Origin of the sequence: Edaphobacter flagellatus, assembly GCF_025264665.1 — a bacterium.
Classification (GTDB): Bacteria; Acidobacteriota; Terriglobia; order Terriglobales; family Acidobacteriaceae; genus Edaphobacter; species Edaphobacter flagellatus.
In genome coordinates this window covers 1587501-1613583 of sequence record NZ_CP073697.1, presented here as the reverse complement: position 1 = coordinate 1613583, position 26083 = coordinate 1587501, and the positions used below count along the sequence as shown (strand labels likewise).

General features: G+C 61.7%; 24 protein-coding genes. 19 read left to right on the top strand and 5 right to left on the bottom strand.

Features of this window, described 5'->3' with window-relative positions; translation table 11 throughout:
• Positions 1-265: 265 nt before the first annotated feature.
• From KFE13_RS06850 to KFE13_RS06830, 5 genes are all read right to left on the bottom strand, one after another.
• Positions 266-1267, bottom strand: coding sequence for a choice-of-anchor A family protein (locus tag KFE13_RS06850; protein ID WP_260706420.1), 1002 nt, complete (start codon positions 1265-1267; stop codon positions 266-268).
• 226 nt (positions 1268-1493) lie between these two features.
• On the bottom strand, positions 1494-2390 hold the full coding sequence (locus KFE13_RS06845; RefSeq protein WP_260706419.1) for a hypothetical protein: 897 nt from the start codon (positions 2388-2390) through the stop codon (positions 1494-1496).
• A 139-nt stretch (positions 2391-2529) separates the two neighbouring features.
• Positions 2530-3399, bottom strand: coding sequence for a polysaccharide lyase (locus KFE13_RS06840; RefSeq protein WP_260706418.1), 870 nt, complete (start codon positions 3397-3399; stop codon positions 2530-2532).
• Between the two features lie 99 nt (positions 3400-3498).
• Positions 3499-4767 carry a threonine synthase gene (locus KFE13_RS06835; RefSeq protein WP_260706417.1) on the bottom strand — a complete coding sequence of 423 codons (1269 nt, stop codon included), beginning with the start codon at positions 4765-4767 and terminating at the stop codon, positions 3499-3501.
• Positions 4768-4830: 63 nt separating this feature from the next.
• Entirely contained in the window at positions 4831-5208 is a 378-nt protein-coding gene (locus KFE13_RS06830; protein ID WP_260706416.1) for a hypothetical protein, read from the bottom strand.
• A gap of 132 nt (positions 5209-5340) precedes the next feature.
• Between KFE13_RS06830 and KFE13_RS06825 the strand changes: the two genes are divergently transcribed.
• From KFE13_RS06825 to KFE13_RS06735, 19 genes are all read left to right on the top strand, one after another.
• Positions 5341-6330 (top strand): HAD-IIB family hydrolase, encoded by a 990-nt coding sequence (locus tag KFE13_RS06825; RefSeq protein ID WP_260706415.1) that lies wholly within the window; start codon positions 5341-5343, stop codon positions 6328-6330.
• 50 nt (positions 6331-6380) lie between these two features.
• A complete protein-coding gene (locus KFE13_RS06820) occupies positions 6381-7136 on the top strand; it encodes a lytic transglycosylase domain-containing protein (RefSeq protein WP_260706414.1) in 756 nt (251 codons plus the stop codon).
• 21 nt (positions 7137-7157) lie between these two features.
• The gene (locus KFE13_RS06815) at positions 7158-8222 is read left to right on the top strand and encodes a lysylphosphatidylglycerol synthase transmembrane domain-containing protein (RefSeq protein ID WP_260706413.1); all 1065 of its coding nucleotides are present in this window, start codon (positions 7158-7160) and stop codon (positions 8220-8222) included.
• 29 nt (positions 8223-8251) lie between these two features.
• Positions 8252-8725: a transcriptional regulator NrdR gene (gene nrdR, locus KFE13_RS06810; protein ID WP_260706412.1), complete on the top strand. Its 474-nt coding sequence runs from the start codon at positions 8252-8254 to the stop codon at positions 8723-8725.
• A gap of 111 nt (positions 8726-8836) precedes the next feature.
• Positions 8837-9880, top strand: a complete 1044-nt coding sequence (locus KFE13_RS06805) for an isocitrate/isopropylmalate dehydrogenase family protein (RefSeq protein WP_260706411.1) — start codon at positions 8837-8839, stop codon at positions 9878-9880.
• A 2-nt stretch (positions 9881-9882) separates the two neighbouring features.
• Positions 9883-10698 (top strand): carboxypeptidase regulatory-like domain-containing protein, encoded by an 816-nt coding sequence (locus tag KFE13_RS06800; RefSeq protein WP_260706410.1) that lies wholly within the window; start codon positions 9883-9885, stop codon positions 10696-10698.
• A 15-nt stretch (positions 10699-10713) separates the two neighbouring features.
• Positions 10714-11058 (top strand): hypothetical protein, encoded by a 345-nt coding sequence (locus KFE13_RS06795; protein WP_260706409.1) that lies wholly within the window; start codon positions 10714-10716, stop codon positions 11056-11058.
• A 113-nt stretch (positions 11059-11171) separates the two neighbouring features.
• Positions 11172-12272, top strand: a complete 1101-nt coding sequence (gene asd / locus KFE13_RS06790) for an aspartate-semialdehyde dehydrogenase (RefSeq protein WP_260706408.1) — start codon at positions 11172-11174, stop codon at positions 12270-12272.
• A 26-nt stretch (positions 12273-12298) separates the two neighbouring features.
• A complete protein-coding gene (lysC, locus tag KFE13_RS06785) occupies positions 12299-13702 on the top strand; it encodes a lysine-sensitive aspartokinase 3 (protein ID WP_260706921.1) in 1404 nt (467 codons plus the stop codon).
• Positions 13703-13716: 14 nt separating this feature from the next.
• Positions 13717-14403, top strand: coding sequence for a 4-hydroxy-tetrahydrodipicolinate reductase (gene dapB, locus KFE13_RS06780; RefSeq protein ID WP_260706407.1), 687 nt, complete (start codon positions 13717-13719; stop codon positions 14401-14403).
• A 58-nt stretch (positions 14404-14461) separates the two neighbouring features.
• Positions 14462-15730, top strand: coding sequence for an aminopeptidase (locus tag KFE13_RS06775; protein WP_260706406.1), 1269 nt, complete (start codon positions 14462-14464; stop codon positions 15728-15730).
• 390 nt (positions 15731-16120) lie between these two features.
• A complete protein-coding gene (locus KFE13_RS06770; RefSeq protein WP_260706405.1) occupies positions 16121-17344 on the top strand; it encodes an aminotransferase class I/II-fold pyridoxal phosphate-dependent enzyme in 1224 nt (407 codons plus the stop codon).
• Positions 17345-17465: 121 nt separating this feature from the next.
• Entirely contained in the window at positions 17466-18389 is a 924-nt protein-coding gene (gene dapA / locus KFE13_RS06765; protein ID WP_260706404.1) for a 4-hydroxy-tetrahydrodipicolinate synthase, read from the top strand.
• 45 nt (positions 18390-18434) lie between these two features.
• Entirely contained in the window at positions 18435-19289 is an 855-nt protein-coding gene (locus KFE13_RS06760) for a 2,3,4,5-tetrahydropyridine-2,6-dicarboxylate N-succinyltransferase (RefSeq protein WP_260706403.1), read from the top strand.
• A gap of 31 nt (positions 19290-19320) precedes the next feature.
• Positions 19321-20985, top strand: coding sequence for a ribonuclease J (locus tag KFE13_RS06755; protein ID WP_260706402.1), 1665 nt, complete (start codon positions 19321-19323; stop codon positions 20983-20985).
• A gap of 210 nt (positions 20986-21195) precedes the next feature.
• Positions 21196-23463 carry a patatin-like phospholipase family protein gene (locus KFE13_RS06750; RefSeq protein ID WP_260706401.1) on the top strand — a complete coding sequence of 756 codons (2268 nt, stop codon included), beginning with the start codon at positions 21196-21198 and terminating at the stop codon, positions 23461-23463.
• Between the two features lie 41 nt (positions 23464-23504).
• Positions 23505-24536, top strand: coding sequence for a threonine ammonia-lyase (locus tag KFE13_RS06745; protein WP_260706400.1), 1032 nt, complete (start codon positions 23505-23507; stop codon positions 24534-24536).
• 41 nt (positions 24537-24577) lie between these two features.
• Positions 24578-25585: a protein phosphatase 2C domain-containing protein gene (locus KFE13_RS06740; RefSeq protein ID WP_260706399.1), complete on the top strand. Its 1008-nt coding sequence runs from the start codon at positions 24578-24580 to the stop codon at positions 25583-25585.
• Positions 25566-26033, top strand: a complete 468-nt coding sequence (locus KFE13_RS06735; protein WP_260706398.1) for a GNAT family N-acetyltransferase — start codon at positions 25566-25568, stop codon at positions 26031-26033. Before KFE13_RS06740 ends, KFE13_RS06735 begins: the two co-directional genes overlap by 20 nt.
• The last annotated feature ends 50 nt before the right edge of the window (positions 26034-26083 follow it).

Here is a 26083-nt window from a genome sequence, read left to right as displayed (position 1 = left end):
CTGCTTGCTGTTTCTATTATAACGTGCGGATGAGGGGAAATCGGCAACCTGTAAAGCTATCTGTTGGTTGAGTTTAGGCGATTTCGGGACTTGACAGGATCGAATGTGGAGATCTGGTTTTCCGGTTGGGTTTGTGATGGATGGCTGTTATGTTCCCCCGCCATTCCGCAAAGAAATATGAGGTTCCCCGGTTGCGCGTCTGGGATGCTTCGCTCTCGAAATGACACCCTTTGCCGAGATGCGCGAAAGCGCTCGCGCAGGCGCCCTACTTTGTGATTCGCGTCCGCAGGCGGATGACCAGCGATAGGGCTCCGGTTCCCAGCAGAGCGAAGGTGCCTGGTTCGGGGACGGTGGGCGGATCGGTGGGATCGGGCAGCGAGCCGGTGAACTCGATGTTGTGGACCTCGCCGGTCTGTCCGATCTGTGCGGCGATAAAGTTGCCGCCCATCTGGCCGCTGCCGGTGAGGATGGCGTAGGGGGCGAGGATGGAGGCGCTGAATTGCGCGTCGATGGCGAGGGTCTGCGCCGTGGGGAAGTTGAAGAGGATGCCCTGGCTGGCGGCGTTATCGCCGGAGACCTGGACGCCGTTGATGTAGATGCCTGCGCCGAGCGTGATGTTGGTGCCGGAGACGTTGATGACGACGGTCGATCCGGCTGGAACCACGATGTCGAGGTTGTGGTTGGCATCGGCGAACTGCGCGGCGGTGATGTTGAAGACGTTCAGCGTGGCACTGGTTCCCTGAAGGACGAGCCATGAGGGATTGCCGCCGGGAGGCGTGGGGGCTCCGACGATGCCGTTGGGTGTGAGCGTGGACAGCATGGCGCTCTGGAGAGTGAGCGTCGAGCGCAGGGAGGTGAAGTCGAGTCCTGAGGACCCGCTGGTGACGCGGATGCCGCCGTCGTTGAAGTTGATGGTGCCGTTGGAGCCGGGGGCGAAGACGTTGCCTCCGCCGTTGATGTTGAAGATCTGTCCGGCGGCGAGGCCGTTGGTGGAGACGACGGCGTAGGAGGCGGAAGCTCCAAAGGGATCGCTGTTGAGACCACCGCCGATGGTGGTGCCGATAAGCACGCTGTCGGCTGCGGCGACGCGTCCGCCGATGTCGGCATTGGTGGCGATGGTTCCGGCGATGACGGTGTTTCCATTCGTGTCCACCGTGCCGAGAGCGACGAGATTGTAGGAGCTTGCCTGACCGAAGGGAAGTGGGTCGGCGACACAGACCGCGGGCGCGAGGCACGCTGTTGCGAGGAGGAGTGCAAATTTCATCATGGCGGTGCCTCTTGCGTTTTTTACATTCGGGGATCACCTCATCTGATTATGTTTCGAAGTGCGTGCAAAGTATTGAAATATATACGTTAACTATGCAAATTTGTGCGCAGGCGTAGGCACAAATTTAGCGTGCGAAGGCATCGCGTTTACTGCCTGCGGCCCTCGTGCTGCGTGTCGATCTGGTGGATGATGAGGCGGTTGACGGCCTGTGTGGAAGGCGAACAGATTACTTCGCCATGCGCAGCCACTGTTCGAGGCCATGGAACTGGTCGATGTGGTCCGGGGCGGTATTGCCGGCGAAGCCGAGGATATGCAGCCCTTTGACGTGGACATCGCTAAGTTGTTGCATGCCGCCTGGGCCCCACTTCAGGACGGGGTGCTGTTGGAGGGAGAGTGTGGTGATGAGGTAGTCGGCGGTCTCAGTTGTGCTGGCGAAGGTTCCAGGAAAGATCTCGGAGTGGGTGAAGACGAAGATCTTGCGCCCGGCGAGAGCCTCTCGTGCGAATGCGAGGAAGGGCTCTAGTGGCGCCGGGTCGAGCGGGCCGGGTGCGCCGTCGGGAAGGTAGCCGGTGTGCAGGCTGTCGACCAGTACGATTCGATCGATGGCGCTCAGGTTGTCGCGGTTCTTCAGGATCTCGCGGATGGCTCCGTAGCCTGCGCTGAAGGAGGACAGGACGATGGGCTTGAACTCGGGCGGATGGCTGGGGTCGATAGCTTTGGCAGCTTCCCGCAGGAGTTGCTGAAAGCGCGCGGGGTCGTGGAAGGCGCGGGAGTAGACTCCGGAGCCTGCGCCGAGGTTGAAGGTGATGATGGCCGCTCGCGGATTGACGGCGTGGATGCTCTGTTCGGCGACCCACGGAGCGCCGTGGAAATGAATATAGAGCGGCATCGCGCGTTGGGGGCGCGCCGTGTTCGGGATCAGCAGCGTGCCGCTGGAGAGATCGACGCGTTTGCCGGGCACGTCGATTCTGGTAAGGCGCTTGTGCGCACGCGAGGACTCCGTCATGGGCGAGGGATTCTGTGGCGTGGGTTTTGGAGGACTTGAGGGAGGGCTCTGCGCGACGGATAAGGGCAGGCCTGGAAGAAGAAGTGTGAGCGAGACGAGGAGGTGGGCGAGTTTCATCGGCTGCTTCTATATACCAGATTGGTTTCCGGTACGAGGCGAAGCAGATGGATTCGCTCAGGCGCGTCCTCGTCGAATTTGTCAGGATACTGCGATGGCTGCCAGGAGAGTTCAAGCTCCCCTGGCAGGGTGAGGCTGGTTAAGGCAGAGCTTCGCTATAGGTATCGGTGAATTTAATTTCGTCGAAGAACATCTGCTGCTTGGTGTTCTGCGTGTTGCGATAGGGGCCGTAGAAGACGTCGAAGGCGTTATTGGGATTTGCGGTCCCGGCGGGCGGGTTTTTATAGGGGATGGTGGAGGGGTCGTATCCGACTTTGCCGGTCCAGTAAATGACCTGCGTGCCGTCCTGCCAGACCTTGATTTGCCCGTTGCCGGTGTAGTCGGGAATCAGCATGACGACGAAGGTGCTCCATGTGTCGAAGGGGATGGTTCCTCCATCGACAACGATCGGTGTGGCGGAGGGATTGCCCAGTGTGTCGTTATTGAGAATCCAGAGCTTCCATGTGACCTGGTCGGTTGTATCGTTGGTGATTTCGATGCGGACGGGTGGGCCATAGGGCGATCCCTGCCACCACTGGGCAATCATGAGCCGATCGGTGGGGATCTGAAAGTTGGCGCTCGGAAGCTTGACGGCGAAGCCGGTGTAACGCTTGACGCCCCAGGTCAGGGCGAAGCTGTCGTTACCGGAAGAGATGCGCTGCTGGACTTTGTCGACCTCGCCCTGCGTGGTGGGAACCTGAGGATCAACTTCGAGACCGATGGAATGCGAGCCGCTGTATGCCTGACTGGGGCTGATCCAGGGAGTACGGACCCAGGATGCCTGCGGGACGGGCTTGTAGATGCAGGCATAGTTGATGCCGTCTTCGGTGAGCGAGCCGTCGCTGTTAATCACAGCGTTATACGGAGCGACCGTTTCGGCGGTGATATGGCGATAGATGGTCGCCTGCATGGAGGAACAGAGAGAAAAAAGCGAGAGTCCAACGAGTGCTGCTCTGAGGTTTGTTGGCATTTGGGGGAACGCTCCAATAGGGAAAGTGAGTCGTGCTGTTTTTGAAGCGGCAAAACAGTATCACTTTACTCACGAGCCTGGCGAGTTCCGCCCGGTGACCTACTGCGGAGTAATGATGCCTCCTACGGGCAGGCTGGTGGGGAGTGTGTTGGGGCGGCGTAGATGCATGGCTTCGGCGGTCATGTCGGTGTACTTGAGGCCCGCACCGGTATTGAAGAGAACGACCTTGTCGGTGGGCTTGAGCTCGCCGGAGTTGAGGAGCTGGTCGTAGGCGGCGGTGGCGGCGGCTCCTTCGGGGGAGAGGAAGATGCCTTCGTGGCGGGCGTAGTCGAGGATGCTCTGGAGGATGGTGGCATCGTCGCTGGCGATGGCCTTGCCGCCGGACTGTTGGAGGATGTCGAGGATGATGTAGTCGCCGTAGGGCTTGGGGACGCGGAGACCTGCGGCGAAGGTGTCGGCGTTCTGGAAGAACTCGCTGGTGGGCTTGTGCTGGTCGAAGGCGGTGGAGATGGGTGCGCAGCCTGCGGCCTGCAACGCATACATCTTCGGACGCTTTCCGGTGACCCAGCCGAGCTGCTCCATCTCGTCGAAGGCCTTCCACATGCCGATGAGGCCGACGCCTCCGCCGGTGGGGTAGAAGACGGCGTCGGGGTAGGTCCAGCCGAGCTGTTCGACGAGCTCGTAGCCCATGGTCTTCTTGCCTTCGATGCGGTAGGGCTCCTTGAGGGTGGAGATATCGAACCAGATTTCGCTGGCAGGCGTGTTGGATTCTTTCTGCTGCTTGATGCGCTCGCCGACGATGCGTGCGGCGTCGGAGATGAGGCCGTCGACGAGATGGACGTCGGCTCCGTAGACGACGCCTTCGACGTAGTTGGCGAAGGGGACGTCCTGCGGCATGAAGAGGTGGGCCTTGATTCCGGCGGCAGCGGCGTAGGCGGCGAGCGCTCCGGCAGCGTTGCCGGCGGAGGGCACGGCGAGGTGCTGGAGGCCGTAGTGCTTCGCCAGCGTGACGGCGAGCGAGAGGCCGCGGGCCTTGAAGGTGCCGGTGGGGTTGGCGCCTTCTTCCTTGATGTAGAGGCCGGGGTAGCGTTTGCTGTGGATTATGGGCGTCCAGCCCTCGCCCAGGGTGACGGGGGTAGCGTCAGGCAGGACGGCGGCGTAGCGCCACATGCCGAGGCTCGCCGGACTGGCGGCGGCGCGGGCAGCGATGTCTTCGCGGCGGGCGGTGCGCTTGAGCTCGTCCATGTCGTAGCGGACGTAGAGCGAGCCTGCGCAGACGGGGCAGAGGGTCTGCGGGGTGGCTTCTACGGTCGCGGCGGGGATGTGGTGATGGCAGCGGGAGCACTCGAGCGATGCAATGCGGGGCATGCTCTGATCGTATACGGTTGGAAGTCGTGACGATCGGCTCCCGCTGCGGGGAGATTCGGGTTATTAGTGACGGCTGAGCCAGCGGCGCGCGGAGTAGTCCGTGGCGATGCTGGCGATAAGCAGGCCGAGGCTGATGCTGATAGCCGAGATGATCCAGCCGATTTCCATACGGCCCTTGAGCATGAAGCGGTCGAGCAGGGCGAGGACGAGCACCAGCACGGCAGCCTCAGCGAAGAAGGAGGAGCAGCGGTGAGCTGAGATGGAGATCAGATCGAAGAGTGCGGAGGCGCGCCGCTCGGGTGTTCCGCTGCCGCCGGAGGCTGAGGCGGGAACGAGGATCAGGCGCGGGTTGGGCTGCGCGGTGTCCTGAAGGGTTGGCTGCGGGAGAACGGCTGGGGTGGAACTGCTCCTGATGGGAGTGACTGCAATTTTGTGAAACATAAAAACAACCTTTGTGATGCCTGTATTAAGTCTCGCCCGGCCGGGGTGGGGAAGTCCAGTTAATGGACGGTAAATTGTTGATAATTAGGAATTTATGCATGTTTATGCGGCGGGGATGAGAGAATATGCAGTGTGAATCGGAAAAATGGGATACGTATGGTGGCCGTGGACATGGACGGTACACTTCTGGGCGCGGACGGGCAGGTAAGCGCTCGGAACCTGGCGGCGATGAAGGCCGCGGAGCGTGCCGGGGTGGAGGTGGTGGTAGCCACCGGACGCAGGCACAGCTACGCGATGAAGGTGCTGCGTGGACTGGGGCTGAATGAGGAGAACGGGCTGATCAGCTCGAACGGCGCGGTGGTGCGGACGGTTGGGGCTCGGCTGCTGGAGCGGACGCTGCTGGACAAGGAAACCGGGGAGTGGCTGTGCGGGCACATGGGCGAGTTTCGCCGGGCGCTGCTGGTGACCTTTGACCGGGTTCAGGCGGATGGGGACGATACGCGTGGCGCTCTGGTGGTGGAGATGGCCAGCGAGCTGGAGGGCAGTATCGGCAAGTGGATGGCGGCCAATGACCGCTACATCGAGCACGTCGTTCCGATTGAAGAGGCGATGGGGCGCGAGGGGATGATCCAGATGATGCTGTGCGGCACGATTGAGCGCATGCGCGAGGCAGAGGCACGATTGCTGGCCGATCCGAAGGTGCTGCGCGTGGGGCTGTCTCCGTGGAGAAGGAGTGGGGAGCGGCAGCAGGGAGATGCCGACGGTGCGAGGGCATCGAGGCCGGAGGCGGCGCTGCACAGGACGGAGTATCCGGAGCGGGATCTCTGCATCGTTGACATTCTTCCGGCGGGATGCAGCAAGGGCGGTGCGTTGATGAATCTGGCGCAGCTGCGTGGAGTAGAGCGGGAGTCGATTCTGGCGATCGGGGACAACTGGAACGATGTTTCGATGCTGGAGGCGGCGGGTAGTGCAGTGTTGATGGCGAACGCTCCTGCTGATTTGAAAGAGGTTGCAGCAGCGCGGGGATGGGGGATCGGCAAGCGGAACGATGAGGACAGCGTGGCCGAGGCGATTGAGGCGGCGCTGGATGGGGCACTGGTGATGCCTGTGACACGTTCGTAGTATGCGTGGATTCAGGCCAGGGCTGCGGTGGTAGGCTTTTGAGAGTGACGATGCGTTTCTGTTCACGAGGATGGATGCTGCGCGGGTGCGCCGCTTTGGCGGTGGCTGCGGTGGTGTCTCCTGTGACAGCGCGAGCGGCCGAGCATGTGGTGCTGAAGAACGGCTTTGAGATGGATTGCTCGCGGCGCGAAGTGGTGGGCGATAAAGTGCGGCTGTATCTTGCCGGTGCTTCGGCGGGCGACAGCAACTATCTTGAAGTAGCGGCAGATGCCGTGGTTCATGTCGAGACGGTGGCGGATCCTCCGACGGCTGTCGTGCAGCCTGCTGTTGTCAGCTCTGTTCCTGCGAGCGCTGCAGCGATTGCCCCTGCTGTGCTGACTCGTGACGAGATGCACACGATGCTGGCGCATGCCGGGGTGGAGCACAACATTGATGAAGATCTGCTGGCGAGTCTGGTGCGGGCAGAGAGCGGCGGGCAGGTGCGTGCGGTTTCGCGCGTCGGCGCTCGCGGGCTGATGCAGCTGATGCCGAAGACGGCCGATGAGCTGGGAGTAAAAGACGCGTTCAAGCCGGACGAGAATATTGCCGGCGGTTCGACCTACCTGGACCAGTTGCTGACGCGTTATCACGACAATGTGGCGCTGGCTCTGGCTGCGTATAACGCGGGCCCTGCGGCGGTCGATAAGTATCACGGCATTCCTCCGTATCGCGAGACACGGGCGTATGTGGCGCGGGTGATTCGGGAGTTCAATCGCAGAAAGCACGAGGCGGCGCGGGCCAGCGTCCAGGTGGCACAGGGCAAATGAGCGGCAGGCAAGTGAGGCGCGATGAAGAATCGTAGCGCGGCGGTGTGGGCGCTGGTCGTGGTGGCGCTTGGGGCGCTGGTCTTTATCTATCGCGACCGCATTCATTTTGACTGGCCGATGTTCTGGCAGCAGCTGAAGCATGTCGATACGGTCCACGCGATGGCGGGGATTCTGCTGATCTATACAACATACTGGCTGCGCGCGATACGGTGGAGCGTCTTCGTGAAACCGATGAAGAATGTTGGCGTGGGGCCGTTGGTGGGGCCGCAGTTTACCGGCTTTACGGCTGTGGCGCTGTTCGGGCGGCTTGCCGATTTGTCGCGTCCGTACCTGGTGGCGCGCAAGCTGGGGCTGACGCTGAGCTCGCAGATGGCGGTGTACACGCTGGAGCGGATGTTCGACCTGGGCGCGGCGGCGCTGATCTTCTCTTCGGCGCTGGCGTTTGCACCGAAGGACACGCCGGACTACGCGCTGTTTATGAAGGTGGGCCGCGGCAGTCTGCTGCTGACGCTGGCGATTGCGATCTTTGCCGGGGTGGTTCGTGTTGCAGGCGGCGCGGTGGCCTCGTTTGCGCGCACGGTGTTGAGCCCGTTGTCGAAGCCGATTGCTGAAAGCATCGCAGAGAAGATCGAGGGCTTCCGTGATGGTTTGCGGGGGCTGAAGAGCTTTGGCGAGCTGGCGCTGGTGACGGTGATTTCGCTGGTGATGTGGGGCATGATTGCGTCGGCCTACGTACAGACGGCGCATGCCTTTGTGCATACGCCGGAACTGGCGAACCTGACGTTTTCACGCGCGATGCTGCTGATGGCGGCGAGTATCGGCGGCAGCCTGCTGCAGCTTCCGATTGTGGGATGGTTCACGCAGATTGCGGTGACGGCAACGGCGATGCACGCCTTCTACGGCGCTCCGATTGAGGCGGCAACGGCTTGCGGCGCGATGCTGCTGGCGGTGACGTTTCTGTGCATCATTCCGGCGGGGCTGTTGTGCGCTCGGCTGGACCACGTGAGCCTGAAGAAGATTGCCGAAGAGAGCGAAGAGGCGGGCAAAGAGGTGGTCGCCGCCGAGGTGGAGCAGGGGAGCCGGTAGCGAATCGCTGCTAGAATCAAGGCATTGCGATGAAGTGTCCCTATTGTGGCTTTACCCAGGATCGTGTGGTGGATTCGCGTGAGAGCAAGGAGGCGGATTCCATCCGTCGACGTCGCGAGTGCGAAGGCTGCAACAAACGGTTTACGACATACGAACGAATCGATGAGATCCCTTACATGGTCGTCAAGAAGGACGGCCGACGGGAGAAGTTCGACCGCCAGAAGGTGCTGAGCGGTCTTTTACACGCGTGCGAGAAGCGTCCGGTGCCTGCGGGCAAACTGGGGCAGATCGTGGATGAGACGGAGGCCTACGTGGTCGATTCGCCGGAGCGCGAGCGTTCGACCTCGGAGGTCGGCGAGCTGATTATGACGCGGCTGAAGGAGATCGATACGGTTGCATATATTCGGTTTGCTTCGGTGTATCGAGACTTCAAGGACGTGCGGGAGTTCAAGCAGGAACTGGAAGAGCTGCTGAGCGGGAAAGATTTGAAGAAGAAGCGGTGACGTTTGCATGCAGGTCCTTCGACTTAGCAGCTATGCGGCTTCGCTCAGGGGTGACACGTCAATTTTCAACGAGGTTCCCGCTTTATAAGCGGTTAGAAGTAAGGAGAAGTAATGGCTGGCAAGAGGATGCACAAGATTACGCTGATTCCCGGTGATGGTATCGGGCCGGAGGTTTCAGGCGCGGTGGTAAAGATCCTGGAGGTTGCGGGTGCGGCCACCGGGGTGGGGTTTGAGTGGCACGAGTTCAAGGCCGGGGCCGATGCTTTCGCCGAGACGCGCGAGTACATTCCGAAGGCGCTGTATGAGTCGATCGAGCAGAATAAGGTTGCGCTCAAAGGGCCGGTGACGACTCCTGTGGGCGGGGGCTTTGCGTCGATCAACGTGACGCTGCGCAAGAAGTTTGACCTGTATGCGAACTTTCGTCCGGTGAAGAGCCTGCCGGGACTGAAGACGAAGTATCCCGATATCGACCTGATCATCGTGCGCGAGAACACGGAAGACCTGTATGCGGGGCTGGAGCACGAGATTGTGCCGGGCGTGGTGCAGTCGCTGAAGATCATCACAGAGAAGGGCTCAAGCCGCATCGCGCAGTTTGCTTTCGATTATGGAAAGAAGCATGGCCGTAAGAAGGTGCATGCGATTCACAAAGCGAACATCATGAAGCTGTCGGACGGCCTGTTCCTGCGGTGCTGCCGCACGGTCGCCGAGGGCTTTCCGGAGATCGAGTACAAGGAGCACATCGTCGATAACACCTGCATGCAGCTGGTGCTGAATCCTTACCAGTACGACATTCTGTTGACGGAGAACCTGTATGGCGACATTCTGAGCGACCTGTGCAGCGCGTTTATCGGCGGTCTGGGGCTGGTTCCGGGAGCGAACCTCGGACGCGAATGCGCGATCTTTGAGGCGGTGCACGGATCGGCGCCCGACATTGCGGGCAAGGACATGGCGAATCCGACGGCACTGCTGCAGTCGGCTGTGCTGATGCTGCATCATCTCGACGAGAAGGCGACGGCAGAGCGGGTGCAGGACGCGATTGAGCAGGTATATCGCGAGGGCAAGACGCTGACGCGCGATGTTGGCGGTTCGAGCGGGACGAAGGCATTTGCCGATGCGGTGCTGGCTGCGATGGAGTCGCCGGTGGCGGTGAAGTAGCCGTGGGATCTGGCAGGCAGAGCACGCAATGGTGTCGTGTAGCCGCGTTCGTCTCGATTGCGATGATCGGGTTTGCCGGGTGCAAGCCCGACAGCGCGATCCGCAGCGGCGCGGTGGTCGACAATGGCGTGAAGTCCGCGGATTCGAAGACGGTTGCTCCCGGTGAAGCCGTGACGAGCGGCTCGATTGCCGGTATTGTTCACTTCAGGGGCAAGGCCCCGGAGCGGGTGAAGATCGACATGAGCATGGATCCGGTGTGCTCGATTGCCGGGGGAGCGAACCTGTCGGAGCAGTACGTCATTCATGGTGGCGGATTGGCCAATGTGTATGTCTACATCAAGGACGGCCCACAGGGAGCGATGTCGGCTCCCATGCCGGCGAACGAGTCCCTTGTTGTGCTGGATCAGGTGGGCTGCCGTTATGTGCCGCATGTGATCGCCCTGATGAAGGGTGGCACGGTTGAGTTCCGTAACTCCGATGGGACGATGCACAACATCCACACGATGCCGTCGGCCAATCCGGGGGTGGATGTGTCGCAAGGGGCGAAGGGTGCTCCGGAGCGGCGCAGGTTTGATACGCCGGAGGTGATGATGCCGGTTCGCTGCAACAATCATCCCTGGATGAATGCGTTTATCAACGTGTCGGCGACGCCGTTTTTTGCGGTGAGCGACAGCGACGGGCGATTTGAGATCAGCGGCCTTCCGGCGGGAACGTATACACTGGCTGCCGTCCACGAGAAGCTGGGCGAGCAGACGATGAAGGTGACTGTCGCGGCGAAGACGCAGACTGCGGCAGAGTTTGCCTACTCGATAAAGTGACCGGAGGCGGGCCTGATGGGTTTGGCGGCAATGTTGTGGCAGGGTGTTGAGCATGGATTCAGCCTGACGCTGATCTCGCACAGGCTGCCGTTCTGGTTTCTGGTCTTTGCGCTGTTTCTGCCGCGCGTCTCATTGATTGTGGCGTGGCTTTCGGGCGTGCTGGTGCCGTTCCATCTGGAGGGCTGGATTCCGGTTGTCTTCGCGGTTCTGCTGCCGCGGCTGCTGGTGCTGTACCTGATCTATCAGGACCAGGGGATCAGCCTGTGGTTTCTGATTCATTTTGGCGTGGCGATTCTGACGCTGGTCGGCGGCGGCAGCACGTATCAGCGCAGGCGGCAGTGGCAGCGCGGCGAACGCTAAGTTGCCGCGTGCAATGAAGGAGCCTTCATTCTTCGTGCTTCGTCACGGTTGCTGTGCGGTTTTCAGTGCAGCCGTGGCGCAGGGGAACCGCGGCGCGTTATCCTTGAAGGACTATGGAACGGCGACGGGTTGGCATTCTTGGCGCGACCGGCATGGTCGGTCAGCGATTCATTCAACTTCTGCATAATCACCCCTGGTTTGAGATTGCATGGCTTGCGGCGAGCGACCGCAGTGCGGGCAAGACGTACGGCGAGGCCTGCAAATGGAAGCTGGACACACCGCTTCCTGCGCGGATTGCCGCGATGAAGGTGCAGCCCAATGTGCCGGAGCTGTGCGAGGGTGAGCTGCCGAAGATTATCTTTGCCGCGCTGGACGCGGACATTGCCCGCGAGCTGGAGCCGAAGTTTGCTGCTGCAGGCTGCGCTGTCATCTCGAACTCGAGCGCGTTCCGCATGGCGAAGGACGTTCCCCTGGTTGTGCCTGAGGTGAATGCGGGCCATCTGGACCTGATCGACACGCAGTCGTGGCGTCGCGAGAGCGGCGGCTATATCGTGACGAACCCGAACTGTTCGGCCATCGGCCTGGTGCTGGCGCTGAAGCCGCTCGAGGAGCGCTTCGGCATTGAGAGCCTGTTCGTTTCGACGATGCAGGCCGTGAGCGGCGCGGGATATCCTGGCGTGCCTTCGCTCGACATCCTGGGCAACGTCATCCCCTTCATCAAGAATGAAGAGGAGAAGATGCAGGAGGAGGTTGGCAAGCTGCTGGGCCGTGTACGCGGCGACCACATCGAGATGCTGGATGCCAAGGTAAGCGCGCACTGCAATCGCGTTGCGGTGGAGGACGGTCACACCGAGTGCGTGAGCATCAAGTTCAGGAAGAAGGCGACGCGCGAGGAGATTCTGGCGGCGTGGCGTGAGTTTGCTCCACTGCGCGGACAGAGCCTGCCGACGGCTCCGGAGCAGTCGGTGGAGTTCGACGATGCGGTGGACCGCCCGCAGCCTCGCCTGGACCGCATGCGCGGCCACGGCATGGCTTCGACGGTGGGCCGTCTGCGTGAGTGCCCGCTGCTGGACTGGAAGTTTGTTGTGCTGTCGCACAATACGATTCGCGGCGCTGCAGGCGCTGCTCTGCTGAATGCGGAGATTCTGGCGCGGCAGGGGCGACTGAACAAGCTCGGCGTGCCGACCGGTGAGAGTCAGGCGGTGCTGGCTTGAGTTCTGCGCGTGAATCTTTGGTGGTGATGAAGTTTGGCGGCACTTCGGTAGAAGACGCCAAGGCGATGGACCGTACGGCCGCGATCGTAGGCGGCCGCCGGAAGAAGAATCTTGAGACGATTGTCGTCGTTTCGGCGATGGCGAAGGTGACCGATCAGCTTCTGGCTGCTGCGGCTGCTGCTGGCCGCGGCGACAAGGCCGGCGCGCTGGCCATCAGCTCGCGCCTGCGTCATCGTCACGTCGATACAGCGTGTGAGTTGCTGGATGAGCAGCGCTTTGCGGCGCTGCAGGTGCAGATTCATGCGGAGTTCGACGCGCTGGACGATCTGTTGCGCGGCATTGCTGCCGTAGGTGAGCTTACGCCGCGTACGGGCGATCTGGTGGTGAGCTTCGGCGAGCGTCTCTCCAGCCGCATGGTGGCGGCTGCGTTCGATCAGCGCGGGCTGAACGGCACGCATGTGGACGCACGCACCTGCATCATTACGGATTCGAACTACGGTAAGGCCGCTCCGCAGGAAGCTGCGATTGAGGCCAAGCTGACCGAGCTGGTGCTGCCGCTGGTCATTGCGGGCAAGACGCCGGTGATGGGCGGTTTTATCGGTTCGAACGCCGAGGGCATTACGACGACGCTTGGCCGTGGCGGCAGCGATTACACCGCCGCGCTGGTGGGCGGCGGCCTGCATGCCGGCGCGATTGAGATCTGGACGGACGTCAACGGCATTATGACGACCGATCCACGCATCTGCCCGGACGCGCTGCGTGTGAAGACGATCAGCTTTGAAGAGGCGGCGGAGCTGGCCTACTTCGGCGCGAAGGTGCTGCATCCGGCGACGATTCTTCCTGCCGTGCAGAAGAGCATCCCGGTGTGGGTGTTGAACTCGCGGAATGCGGAGAACGAAGGCACGAAGATCACCGCCGTCGCTCCCCCGTGCAAGAGCCCGTTCAAGAGCATCGCGGCGAAGAAGAAGCTGACGATCATCGATATCGTCGCCAGCCGTATGCTGATGACGCACGGCTACCTGAAGGCCGTTTTCGACGTGTTCGATAAGTTCAAGTGCGCGATTGATATGGTTTCGACCAGCGAGGTCAGCATCTCGCTCAGCGTGGACTCGAACGAGAAGCTGCCGGAGATCTGCGAGGAGCTTTCGAAGATCGCCGATGTGAAGATGGAGGGCTCCAAGGCCCTGATCTGCATGGTCGGCGAGGACATTCGCGGGCACAACGGCATTGCCGGCCGGGTGTTTTCAGCGGTAAGCCACGTGAACCTGCGCATGATTTCGCAGGGAGCCAGCGAGATCAACATGAGCTTCATGATCGACGAGGAAGATGTGGAGGAGGCGGTTCGCAGCCTGCACAAGGAGTTCTTCGCGAGCCCCGATGAGGCGATCTTTGACGTAGCAGCCCGTGTTCCGGTAGAGAGCAGGGCATAGGAAGGGAAACTTCAATGCGGGTACTCGTGTTGGGGCATGGAAAGACGGGAAAGCTTGTCGCCGAAGTTGCGGCTGAGCGCGGACATGGCGTGCATGTGCTGGACGCCAAGGAGAACGCGAACGCTTCGGCGCTGACGCCTCCATTCGTCGCCGGGTTCGACGTTGTGATCGACTTCACAACGCCGGAGGCTGTGGTGCAGAACATGCGCGCAGTGCTGGCCACGGGTGCGAAGATGGTCGTCGGCACGACGGGCTGGTATGACAGGCTCGACAAGGCCAGGGAACTGGCCGAGCGCAAGGATGCCGGTCTGCTCTACGGCACCAACTTTTCCATCGGCGTGCAGACCATGCTGCAGATGGCGAAGAAGATGGGCGAGCTGCTGCGGAACTCTGGCTACACGTTCTCGATTGAGGAGACGCACCACACCACCAAGATGGACTCTCCCTCAGGCACAGCGCTGACGCTGGCGCAGGTGGTGGAGTCTGCGACGGGAGGCGCCAAGGTGCCGATCGCGGCGCATCGCGTAGGCGATGCTGCGGGATTGCATGTGCTGACGGCCTCAAGCGCTGCGGACAAGATCGTGCTGACGCATGATGCGCATTCGCGTCGCGGCTTTGCCGAAGGCGCGGTGCGCGCGGCGGAGTGGCTCTCCACGCGAACGGGCTGTTACGACTTTCAGGACGTCTACGACCAGATATAAAAACAGGGTGCGCGAGCCGCACCCTCACTCTTTTGCGTCCAATCCTCGAGGTGTATTCATGAGCGTTGCTGAAGCTGTTACGAAGTTTGCCGACCTGTCGCTGGATGAGAAGCTGGACCGCCTGGCCGAGGTTGCGGTGAGGGTAGGCCTGAATCTGAAGCCCGGCCAAGAGCTGATCATGTCGGCTCCGATGGAGGCGCTGCCGTTGGCCCGCAAGATCACCGAGCAGGCATACAAGGCCGGAGCGTTGCTGGTGACGACGCTCTATGCCGACGATCCCAGTACGCTGGCCCGCTACAAGTACGCGCAGGATGCAAGTTTCGACCACGCAGCGGTGTGGCTGCAGGAGGGCGTTGCCAACGGCTTCCGCAGCGGTGCAGCGCGTCTGGCGATTGCAGGCGCGAATCCTGCGCTGCTGGCCCAGCAGGACCCCGCGAAGGTGTCGCGCGCAAACGTGGCTGCGTCGAAGGCGGGCAAGCCTGCGATGGAGCTGATTACGCGTCACGAGATCAACTGGACCATTGTTGCTGCGGCGACGCCGGAGTGGGCGAAGCTGGTCTTCCCCGGCGAGCGTGAGGACATTGCTGTGGCCAAGCTGTGGGAGGCGATCTTCGCCACCTCGCGCGTGAACGTCGATGACCCGGTTGCCGAATGGAAGGAGCACGGCGAGCGCCTGAAGAAGCGTGTCGAGTTCCTCAATGCGAAGCGTTATGCTGCGCTGCACTTCAAATCGGCCGATGGAATGACGGACCTCAAGGTGGGGCTCGCCGACGATCACCTGTGGGCCGGTGGCGGTACGACTGCAGGCAATGGAGTCTACTGCCAGCCGAACATCCCGACGGAGGAGTGCTTCACGACACCGCACAAGGACCGCGTCGATGGCGTGGTGCGTGCGTCGAAGCCTCTGTCGCATCAGGGCACGCTGATCGAAAATATCTCCGTGCGCTTTGAGGGCGGAAAGATCGTCGAAGCGAAGGCGACCGCAGGCGAGGATGTGCTGAATCGCCTGATCTCGACCGACGATGGTGCGCGGCGGTTGGGCGAGGTAGCCCTGGTGCCGCATAACTCACCGATTGCCGAGAGCGGCATACTCTTCTGGAACACGCTCTTCGACGAGAACGCGGCGAGCCATATCGCACTTGGCCAGGCGTACTCGACCTGCATCATCGGCGGCGAAAAGATGGATGCTGCCGAGCTGGCCAAGCGCGGCGCGAACGAGAGCCTGATCCATGTGGACTGGATGATCGGCTCCGCGGAGATGGATGTGGACGGCATCGGCACCGACGGCAAGGCGGAGCCGCTAATGCGCAACGGAGCATGGGTTTAGCGAAAGCCTGCGCGCAGAAATCGAGGCCCGGCCTGGAGATGACAGGCGGGGTCTCCTTGCTTAACAGGCCGATTTGCTCCTGTACGGGGAGCAAATTTTTCTTGCGTCCCGTGCGATTTTTTTGGCACACAGCGCATTTTCGCTGTACAGTGAAACTCAACGCGGAGCTGATTCGTCAGTATCCGCGAACCCCCTTTACAGTGTATTTCTGCGTGGGCCGCGACGCTCCGCAGGGCAAGTTCGATTGACGATCTCTGCCGTCAGCGCACGACCTTCCGTCGTTGCGTCGTCGCATCCATTTACCCAAAATCAGCCAGTTCGCGCTCAAGGCGCTCGGAGGAGAACTATATGTGTCCTAACGTCCACTCAGGTGTATCGCGCAGATCGTTTATGAGAATCCTCGGTGCAGCTTCAGCGGCTGCGACCTCATATCCTGCGCTTGCTGCAATCCAGCAGGGAGCCGCCGCAGCACCCGCGCAAGGCGCGCGCCGCGGACTCGGCGGCATGTCGGATATGGGCGACATGCGTCAGCTTTCGGCCGATACCGTCATCATCAGCTCGAACGAGAACCCGCTTGGCCCGGCACAGTCGGCACTGCAGGCCATTAGCGTGACGGGGCCGCTGGGCGGGCGCTACCACTTCGACGAGACGATGAAGACACTCACCACCTTCAGCGAGATCTATGGGCTGAAGAAAGGCTATGCGGCGCTCTTTCCCGGATCGGGCGGGCCGCTCGATCTGGCCCTGATGTCGAACATCGGGCCGGACAAGCCGCTGGTCTATGGCGATCCCAGCTACGAGCAGGGACCGCGCGCCGCCGACACGATGAAGGCTCCGAAGTATCCCGTGCCGCTGACCTCGACCTACGCGCATGACGTGAAAGCGATGGTGAAGGCGCATCCTTCGCCCGGCGCGTACTACATCGTGAATCCGAACAACCCGACCGGCACGATGACCCCGCGCGAGGACATCCTGTGGCTGCTGGCGAACAAGCCCGCGGGCTCGGTCGTCATCGTCGACGAAGCGTATCACCACTTCTCCGATCACGAGTCGGTGATCGATCAGGTCGCGCTCGACAAGGACATCATCGTCATGCGGACCTTCTCGAAGATCTACGGCATGGCGGGTCTGCGCGCCGGCTTCGCCGTCGCCCGTCCTGATCTGCTTCAGAAGATGGCGACCGTGCCTGGGCCGAGCCGCAGCCTGGCGAGCATCTCCATCACCAGCTCGGCTGCTGCGCGCGCCAGCCTGCAGGACAAGGACCTTGTCCCGCTTCGCCGCAAGATCAACACCGACATCCGGACAGAAACGCTCGCATTCCTCGATAAGCACGGCTACAAGACCGTCCCCGGCTCGCAGGCGAACATGTTCATGGTCGATGTGAAACGCCCCGGCAGAGAGTTCCAGCAGGCGATGCTGAAGGAGAATGTCGCGATTGGCCGTACATGGGCCGCGATGCCGAACTATGTGCGCGTCACTGTCGGCACCAAGACCGAGATGCAGAAGTTCCAGACAGCGTTCGTGAAGTGCATGGACATGCCTCCGGGAGCGGTCAATGGCGCTTCGCTGCACCTGCCGGAGTATCACGTTCCCTCCGAACTGTACCGCGCCTGATTTCGTTGTAAAGAGCAATACCGTGCGCTCCGGACCTCCGCCGGAGCGCTTCTTTTTGCTCAGGAGTTTGCTGCCGATTTCGTGAAACGCACAGGTCGAACGCGGTAAACTTGCAATCATTATGGAATTGATGGGCTGTGGAACGGCGCTGGTGACTCCCTTCAGGAGCGATCTGAGCGTCGATGAGGGCGCGCTCCGCTCGCTGGTGGAGTGGCAGATCGCCAGCGGTATCGGGTTTCTTGTCCCGTGCGGGACGACCGGCGAGGCCGCAACGCTGAGCGAAGCCGAATGGTTGCGTGTGATTGAAATCGTCGCCGAGACGGCGGCCGGCCGGGTGCCGGTCTTCGGCGGATGCACCAGCAACGCGACGCTCGACGCCGTTGCCAAAGCACGCAAACTGGCACGCGTAAAGGGGCTCACCGGCATCCTCACGGCAAATCCGTACTACAACAAGCCCGGACAGGAAGGGCAGTATCAGCACTTTCGCGCGATTGCTGAATCGGTCGATGTGCCGGTGCTGCTGTACAACATTCCCGGTCGCACGGCTGCCAATCTCGAACCGGCGACGGCGCTGCGCCTTGCAGAGATCCCGAACATCATCGGCATCAAAGAATCGAGCGGCAACATCACGCAGATCACCGAGCTGCTGACGCAGGCGCCGCGCAGCTTCCGCGTCTTTGCTGGTGACGATTCCATCGCACTGCCCGTGCTTGCGCTGGGAGGCGCAGGTCTGGTGTCGGTTGCCTCCAACGTGATCCCTGCTGAGATGTCGGCGATGATTCGCGCCGCACTCGACGGAGACTGGGCGACGGCACGCAGCGTCAACGCACGCTACTTCCGCCTGATGCTCGCGCACTTCTGGGAGGCCAGTCCCGCTCCGGTGAAGGCTGTGATGAAAATGATCGGACGCGGCGACGATGTGCTGCGCCTGCCGATGGTGCCAGTCTCGGACGCGACGCGTAAGAAGCTCGAAGCATTGGTGAACGAGCTTGGATTCGCGCAGGGCGCAGAGACGCTTGCAGGCGCGAACCGCCTCGCTTCGTAAAACGTCAATCGACAGAAGAATCAAGAGAGAAAGAGAAGGGAAGACGTGAGTTTGAACGGCACGCTGGAGCAGAGGATTGAGCACTGGTTCGCGCAGGGCGCGGAGGCGATTGGAAACAAGGAGGCCGAAGCGGCGTTCCTGGAGCTGCGCAGTGCACTCGAGGCCGGCACATTGCGCTCCGCCGAGCCCGATGCGGCACAACCGCTGGGCTGGCGTGTGAATGCCTGGGTGAAGCGCGGTATCCTGCTGGGCTTCCGTCTGGGACAGATGGTCGAGATGGGCTGCCCCGATGGCTTCCGCTTTGTCGATAAAGCGACCTATCCAGCGCGCCGCTTCGCCGTAGCGGACGGCGTGCGTGTGGTGCCGGGCGGATCGAGCGTGCGCAGCGGAGCGTATCTCTCGAAGGGTGTTGTTGTGATGCCTCCGGCCTATATCAACGTCGGCGCCTATGTCGATGAAGGCACTATGGTGGATTCGCACGCACTGGTAGGCAGCTGTGCGCAGATCGGCAAGCGCGTGCATCTGAGCGCAGCGGCGCAAATCGGAGGCGTGCTGGAGCCGGTGAACGCAACTCCGGTCATCATCGAAGACGATGCGCTCGTCGGCGGCAACACCGGCGTCTACGAAGGCACCATCGTGCGCAAGCGTGCGGTCATCGCTGCCGGAACCGTGCTGACGCGCGGCACCCCGGTCTATGATCTGGTCAAGGGCGAGGTGTACAAAGCCACAGCCGAAACCCCACTGGTGATCCCCGAGGGAGCCGTCGTCGTCCCGGGATCGCGTTCTGTGACCAAAGGCAAGGGAGCCGAATGGGGCCTGAGCATCGCCGCCCCGGTCATCGTGAAGTATCGTGACGAGAAGACCGAGCTTTCCCTTGTGCTGGAGGATGTGCTTCGGTAGCGTAACGGCTACCTGCTAAGATTTAAGTTTCATGGCACAAGATAAATTGAAGCTGATTCCGCTGGGGGGCCTTGGCGAGTTCGGGATGAACTGCATGGTCCTCCGCTGGCAGGATGACATCATCGTCATCGACGCCGGCCTGATGTTCCCCGAAGAGGAGCTGCTGGGGGTCGACATCGTCGTTCCCGACATCAGCTACCTCACCGAAAACCGGGACAAGGTACGCGGCATCGTGCTGACGCACGGTCATGAGGACCACATCGGCGGCCTGCCGTGGATTCTCTCCGAGCTGAACGTTCCCGTCTTCGGCACCGAGTTCACGCTCGCCTATGTCGAAGGCAAGCTCGAGGAACACAATCTCCTCGACGACGCCGATCTGCAGGAGATCGTCCCCGGTCACCGATTCACGCTGGGGCCGTTTTCGATCATGCCCATCCGCGTCACGCACTCGCTGGTCGATTGCGTCGCACTGGCGATTCATACGCCGGTCGGGGTGGTGTTGCACACCGGCGACTTCAAGATCGACCTCTCGCCGCCGGATGGCCGTCCCTTCGATCTGCACGCCTTCGCAGAGCTGGGCAAGCAGGGCGTACTCGCGCTGCTACAGGACTCCACCAACGTCGATCGCCGCGGCTACACGCCCAGCGAGAAGGCCGTACGTCCGCGTCTCTCCGAAATCTTCGCGCAGTCGCAGCAGAAGCTCTTCTTCAGCTGCTTCTCCTCGTCCATCCATCGCATTCGGCTTGCAACGGAGTTGGCCGCCGAGCACGGTCGCAAGGTCGCCATCATCGGCCGCTCGATGGACAACTCGACTGAGATCGCGCAGGATCTCGGCTACCTCGAGCCTGCACCTGGGCTCATCATCAATCCCGGCCAGATCAAGGATTATGCAGCCGACAAGCTCTGCATTCTGATTACCGGCACGCAGGGCGAACCGATGAGCGCACTTAGCCGCGCCGCGGTCGACAATCACAAGCACGCGAAGATCGACGCGGGCGACACCGTGCTGCTCAGCTCACGCGTCATTCCCGGTAACGAGAAGTCGATCTACCGCATGATCGATCACCTCGAGCGCCGCGACGCCAATGTGATCTACGACGACGGCGCCTCCGGCCTGATCCACGTCAGCGGACACGGCAGCCAGGAAGAGCTGCGCCTGATGATCAATCTCGTCAGGCCGAAGTTCTTCATCCCTGTACACGGGGACTATCGCCACCTTAAGCGCCACGCTGAACTGGCTTCATCGATGGGTCTCGTCGAGAAGGCCGTTCTGCTCGAAGACGGCGATGTGCTGGAACTCGATCGCGAGTCGGCAACAAAGACCGGCAAGGTCACCGTTGGCCGTGTGTGTATCGACTCCGGCGGCGCAGCTTCCGACGTCGTCGAAGAGATCGTCATCCGTGATCGCCGCCACCTCAGCGAAGACGGCATCGTGCTGCCCATCATCGCAATCAACAAGATGACAGGGCGTCTCGAAAATCCACCTGAGATCGTCATGCGCGGCATGGCTGTTCCTGAAGACGGCCTCATTGCCGAGGCGCGACAGATCGTCCAACGCACACTCGACGGATCGTCCAGCGAGGAGCGCGCCGACTATGGCGTCATCAAGGAGAAGATCCGCACCGATCTCAAGCGCTTCATTCAGAAGAGCACCAGCCGCCGCCCGCTGATCATGCCGGTCGTTCTCGAGATTTAAACAAGCGCATCTTTCGATAACGGAAGCGCCCCGCTCAAGGGCGCTTTTTTGTTTTTCCCCGTATCCGCTAAAGCATGCAGGAGGTACCCTTCCGGGTTCGGCGGCCACAGGAGAGCCTCGCATTTCAGCGTAAAATCAGCCTTGGGTAAGGCCTGTAAAAGCCAGTAAAACCGCGAAAGAATGGCATATTCCGGGAATGGATAAACGCGTATGAAGCGCACTGTCGGGCGAACGTGGAGCAACTATCTTCGCCATGCCCTTTCTTTTTTCAGCGTTGCTGCCATGCTGGCTGTTCAGATTGCCGATGCACAGGAGGCGGCGCCTGATCGGGCTTCCAAAACGCTGCCCGCTTCCTCTTCTGCAAAAGGCCGCAAGAAGATCGGCCTGGTCTTCGAGGGCGGCGGCGCTTTAGGACTGGCCCACATCGGCGTTATCCGCTGGCTCGAGCAGCACCACATTCCCGTCGATTACGTCGCAGGCACAAGCATGGGCGGCCTTGTGGGAGGCCTGTATGCGGCGGGATTATCTCCGGACGAGATTGAAAATTTCGTTAACCATATCGACTGGGCCACAATGCTCAGCGGCCAGGTTCCGTTTCCTGCGTTGAGCTACCGCCGCAAAGAAGATAAACTCGCCTTCCCCAATCGCTCGGAGCTTGGCTTGAAAGGCGGTCTCAGCCTTCCCGGCGGCATCAACTCCGGCGCAGCGGTCAATCTTCTCTTTGACCGTACGCTGCTGCCGTACTGGAACCTCGAGAACTTCGACCAGCTACCGATTCCGTTTCGCTGTGTTGCAACCGAGCTGAACACCGGTCAGGCGCACGTCTTTGATGATGGGCCGCTGCCGCGTGCCTTGCGCTCGACGATGTCCATCCCAGGCGTCTTTGCGCCCGTGCATGTCGGCAACGATCTGTATGCCGACGGTGCAGCGGTCGACAATCTGCCGGTCGATGTTGCGAAGTCGATGGGAGCCCAGGTCATCATCTCGTCCTATCTCAACTCCGGCCCGCCCGCGCCGGGTTCGCTGACCTCGCTCGTCGGCGTCGCAGGCCGCAACGTCTCCATCATGGTTGCAGCCAACGAGGTGCAGAGCCTCAAGAACTCCGACATCGTCATCTCTTCCGATGTCAGCAAGTACGGAACGCTGGAGTTCTCCAAGAGCAAGGAGATCATCCCCGTCGGCGAAAAGGCCGCTGAGCTGGAAGCGCCTGAGCTTGAGAAGTATGCGCTCGACGATGCCGACTGGGCCGCATATCTCGCGCAGCGCCAGTCGCGTCGCCGCACCACGGTACCTGTTCCGCAGTTCATCGATGTGATGGGCCTCAGCGGTGCCGAGCAGAAGAACGTCGATGCTCGCTTTGAGCGATATGTCGGTAAGCCGGTCGATCCGGAACAGCTCGAAAACAGCATTGCCGACCTGCAGGGGACCGGCCTCTATTCGACGATCAACTACAACATCGCCGAGCGAGACGGGAAGCACGGTCTGTTGATCCGTCCACAGGCCAAAAACTACGGGCCGCCGTTCCTGAACTTTGGCCTCACAATCCTGACCAACGATTCCAACGATGTGCAGCTCGGCGTCGGTCTGCGCGCTACCTTCTTTAATATTTATGGCCCGGGCTCCGAGCTGCGCCTGGATGGCGCGCTTGGGCAGCCGGCCGGCATCAGTGCAGAGCTCTTCAAGCCGTTTCGCCCCGGCTCACGCGCCTTCATCGCTCCTCATGCCTATTTCACGCATCTGGTGAATCCTTACTTCCAGGGCGAGCAACAGCTGGAGCAGTACAAGGAAAACCGCAACGGCCTCGGCGTCGATCTCGGCTTCCAGTTCAATGCACGCACCGAGGTGCGCGTTGGCGAAGACATCCAGTGGTTCGGCGAGCATCGCACCATCGGCACGCCCTCGGCGCAGGAATTCAACCTGATGCCCTTCGTCTCCCGGGTGAAGTTTCAATACCTCGGGCAGGACGACGTGCAGGTGCCTACGCGTGGCAGCCTCGTTTCGGCCACCTACAACTACTACACCGAGAGGCCCAACGACAATGGCGGCTACTCGCAGATGACCGGACGCCTCGAACACTTTATTCCCATCCGTTCGCGCGACATCATCTTCGGCATCGGCCAGGGCGGTACCAGCTTCGGCGCAGACAATCTCGGCCTTGCAGGTCTGACCCTCGGTGGCCCGCTGCGTCTCAGCGCGTACGAACGCAACGAGCTGCTCGGCACCGATTACTTCCTGGGCCAGGTCGGCTATCTGCATCTGCTCACCCGGCTGAACCCCGTCTTCGCCGACGCGATCTACGCAGGTGGCATCTACGAGATCGGCAAAGTCTACGGAGGCAACGCGCAGACGCCGACCACGCCTAACGATGCCGCGGCTGCGGTCATCGTCAAAACCTTCCTCGGCCCACTCTTCGGCGGCGTCAGCATCGGCGACAGCGACCACCGCAAGTGGTACTTCGGCCTCGGCCGCGTCTTCTAGCTGCTCATCGTGGCGGTTATGATGAGGATGCGGAGACACCCATGAGCGAATTCATCACCTTCGACGACATACGCGCCGCCGAGCGCCGTATCGACGGCGTAGCCGTGCGCACGCCTCTTTATCGCCTCGAGCGCACACGTCTGCATATGGCTAAGCTAGCCGAGCCTGAGTTCGACATCTACATCAAGGCCGAAAGCGAGCAGCCCATCGGCAGCTTCAAGCTCCGCGGAGCCTACAACATGGTCGCGCAGCTTTCTGCCGACGCACTCCGCCGCGGCGTCATCACCTACTCCAGCGGCAACCACGCCCAGGGAGTCGCCTACGCTGCCCGCGCTCTCGGGGCCAAAGCCGTCATCGTCATGCCCTCCAACGCGCCTGAGGTGAAGAAGGCCGCCACCCGCGCTCTCGGCGCCGAGATCGTCGAAGTCGGCCCCGCCTCCTCCGAGCGTCGCCTGAAGGCCGAGGAGCTCGTCGCACAGTTCGGCTACGCCATGATCCCGCCCTACGACGCGCCCGAGATCATCGCCGGCCAAGCCACCTGCGGCCTCGAGATCGTCGAGCAGCTTCCCGACGTCGATCTCATCCTCTCGCCTGTCAGCGGAGGCGGCCTGCTCAGCGGCGTCTCTACCGCCGTCAAGCTTGCCGCCGAGCAGGGAATCGCCAAGCCCACCGTCCAGGTCTGGGGCGCCGAACCCGAGCTTGCCGCCGACGCCCGCGAAAGCTTCTACGCCAAAAAGCTGGTCGAATGGCCCGCCGAAAAGACCACCCGCACCATCAGCGACGGCCTCCGCACACAGAGTCTCGGCGAGCTGAACTTCGCCCACGTCCTTCGCTATGTCGACGGCATCGTCACCGTCACCGAAGACGAGATCTTCGCCGCCATGCGCGTCTTCCTCACAGCAACCAAACTCGTTGCCGAGCCCAGCGGAGCCGTCACGCTCGCCGCCGCACTCTTCCATGCGCACGAGCTGCCCAAAGCCCGCAAGGTTGCCATCGTCCTCAGCGGAGGCAACCTCGAGCCCGCCCTGCGCGGCCGCCTCGATTCCGAGCTCGCCGCCGGACAACTCGCCTGACGCTCTCGCCGCCACACCGTAGCGCGTCTAAAATCACGTCTATGCGAATCGATCGGCTGCGCTGGCTCGTCTGTACGCTCTTCATCGTTCTCTGCCCTCTGCTGCAGGCGCAGAAGACCAAAGACAAAGCCGGCTACGACCGTGCTGCTCGTGCGACTGTGCTGCACGAGGCCATCGTCTATGTCGCTGCCGACGCCGACTCGCAAAAAGTCTCGCTCGTCACCCCCGGCCACGAGGTCGTCATTGTCGAGCGCAGCACGCCCTGGGTCAAAGTCTTCGCCAATACCGACGTCGAAGACGACCAGGAAGACAAGCCCGAGTTCGGCGACGAATCGGCCCCGCCTCCCGCCTCCGGCTGGATTCGCGACAAAGGCGTCGTCACCCCCTCCACACCCGGCGGCGACCTCATTCTCTACGGAGCCGCCGCCAACCTCGAAGACGCTGCCTCGCGCCCCAACGCGCCCAAGGGAGCAGCAATGGCCGCGCACCTGCTCTACCGCCGCGTCGCCGAATACTTCCCCAACTCCTCGCTCGCGCCCGAGGCCGCATGGCGCTCCGCCGACATCCGCTGGCAGCTCGCCAAGGCCGATATCGCCTCGCTTCCCTCCGCCCGCGAGCAGGACCCCACCCTCCGCCCGCGTATCTTCGACGGTGAGCTGAAGAAGGTCATCAAGAACTATCCCGGAACGAAATACGCAGCCATGGCTGCCTACGAGCTCATCGACGCCAAACTCTGCGGCGACTGGCAGGGTCTGCCCAAGTGTCCCGAGATGGAAGCCGGACTCTACGAAAAATACGCAGCGCAGTTTCCAGACAGCCCTCGCGCTGCCGAAGCCCTCTACAACGCCACATATCGCACCGCCGTCACCGTCACGATGTACACGGTCGAAGAGAACCGCAAAAAATCCGAGGCCGCCGCCGCCAAAACCCAGGCACTCGCCGAGCAGATGAAGTCCAAATATCCGCAGTCCGACTTCACCGCTCGCGCCGCCGCCATCGCCTACAAGGTGCAGCAGGGAGTCGTCATCTATGGCAACGACCGCGACTGATTCTTCGGCAGTCGCTCTCACTATTCGCGAGATCGCATCAACCGATGCACCCGCCGTCGCCGAGCTGAGCACACAGCTCGGTTACGCAACCTCCACGGCTGACATGCAGCAGCGCATCCAGTCCATCCTGCCGCTATCTTCCGGTCATGCAGCTTACGTCGCTGTTCTCGATAACCATATCGTCGGTTGGATCGAGGCTGAGATTGTGCGTCACCTGCAAACGCCTCCGCACACCATCATCACCGGCCTTGTCGTCCGCGACGGCGTACGCTCTCACGGCATCGGCAGCCGTCTCTGCGCCGAGGTCGAGGCATGGACGCGGCAGCAGGGAATCGCCACCATCCGCGTCACCTCCAGAATGACCCGCGAGCGCGCCCACCGCTTCTACCTCCGCGAGGGCTTTACGCAGACCAAGACCTCCGCAGTATTCGAGAAGGCACTTACCTAGCTCCAGCCATCATCTTCATCGTCTCTTCAGCAACCACCATGTAGCATTAA

Bases quoted from the DNA above. Each gene is read 5' to 3' on its own strand.
- KFE13_RS06755 (WP_260706402.1), top strand. From the start codon at position 19,321: ATGGCACAAGATAAATTGAAGCTGATTCCGCTGGGGGGCCTTGGCGAG.
- KFE13_RS06740 (WP_260706399.1), top strand. From the start codon at position 24,578: ATGCGAATCGATCGGCTGCGCTGGCTCGTCTGTACGCTCTTCATCGTT.
- KFE13_RS06815 (WP_260706413.1), top strand. From the start codon at position 7,158: ATGAAGAATCGTAGCGCGGCGGTGTGGGCGCTGGTCGTGGTGGCGCTT.
- KFE13_RS06735 (WP_260706398.1), top strand. From the start codon at position 25,566: ATGGCAACGACCGCGACTGATTCTTCGGCAGTCGCTCTCACTATTCGC.
- KFE13_RS06795 (WP_260706409.1), top strand. From the start codon at position 10,714: ATGGGTTTGGCGGCAATGTTGTGGCAGGGTGTTGAGCATGGATTCAGC.
- KFE13_RS06770 (WP_260706405.1), top strand. From the start codon at position 16,121: ATGAGAATCCTCGGTGCAGCTTCAGCGGCTGCGACCTCATATCCTGCG.
- KFE13_RS06850 (WP_260706420.1), bottom strand. From the start codon at position 1,267: ATGATGAAATTTGCACTCCTCCTCGCAACAGCGTGCCTCGCGCCCGCG.
- KFE13_RS06745 (WP_260706400.1), top strand. From the start codon at position 23,505: ATGAGCGAATTCATCACCTTCGACGACATACGCGCCGCCGAGCGCCGT.
- KFE13_RS06835 (WP_260706417.1), bottom strand. From the start codon at position 4,767: ATGCCCCGCATTGCATCGCTCGAGTGCTCCCGCTGCCATCACCACATC.
- lysC (WP_260706921.1), top strand. From the start codon at position 12,299: ATGAAGTTTGGCGGCACTTCGGTAGAAGACGCCAAGGCGATGGACCGT.
- asd (WP_260706408.1), top strand. From the start codon at position 11,172: ATGGAACGGCGACGGGTTGGCATTCTTGGCGCGACCGGCATGGTCGGT.
- KFE13_RS06845 (WP_260706419.1), bottom strand. From the start codon at position 2,390: ATGAAACTCGCCCACCTCCTCGTCTCGCTCACACTTCTTCTTCCAGGC.
- KFE13_RS06840 (WP_260706418.1), bottom strand. From the start codon at position 3,399: ATGCCAACAAACCTCAGAGCAGCACTCGTTGGACTCTCGCTTTTTTCT.
- dapB (WP_260706407.1), top strand. From the start codon at position 13,717: ATGCGGGTACTCGTGTTGGGGCATGGAAAGACGGGAAAGCTTGTCGCC.
- KFE13_RS06820 (WP_260706414.1), top strand. From the start codon at position 6,381: ATGCGTTTCTGTTCACGAGGATGGATGCTGCGCGGGTGCGCCGCTTTG.
- KFE13_RS06830 (WP_260706416.1), bottom strand. From the start codon at position 5,208: ATGTTTCACAAAATTGCAGTCACTCCCATCAGGAGCAGTTCCACCCCA.
- dapA (WP_260706404.1), top strand. From the start codon at position 17,466: ATGGAATTGATGGGCTGTGGAACGGCGCTGGTGACTCCCTTCAGGAGC.
- KFE13_RS06775 (WP_260706406.1), top strand. From the start codon at position 14,462: ATGAGCGTTGCTGAAGCTGTTACGAAGTTTGCCGACCTGTCGCTGGAT.
- KFE13_RS06750 (WP_260706401.1), top strand. From the start codon at position 21,196: ATGAAGCGCACTGTCGGGCGAACGTGGAGCAACTATCTTCGCCATGCC.
- KFE13_RS06805 (WP_260706411.1), top strand. From the start codon at position 8,837: ATGGCTGGCAAGAGGATGCACAAGATTACGCTGATTCCCGGTGATGGT.
- nrdR (WP_260706412.1), top strand. From the start codon at position 8,252: ATGAAGTGTCCCTATTGTGGCTTTACCCAGGATCGTGTGGTGGATTCG.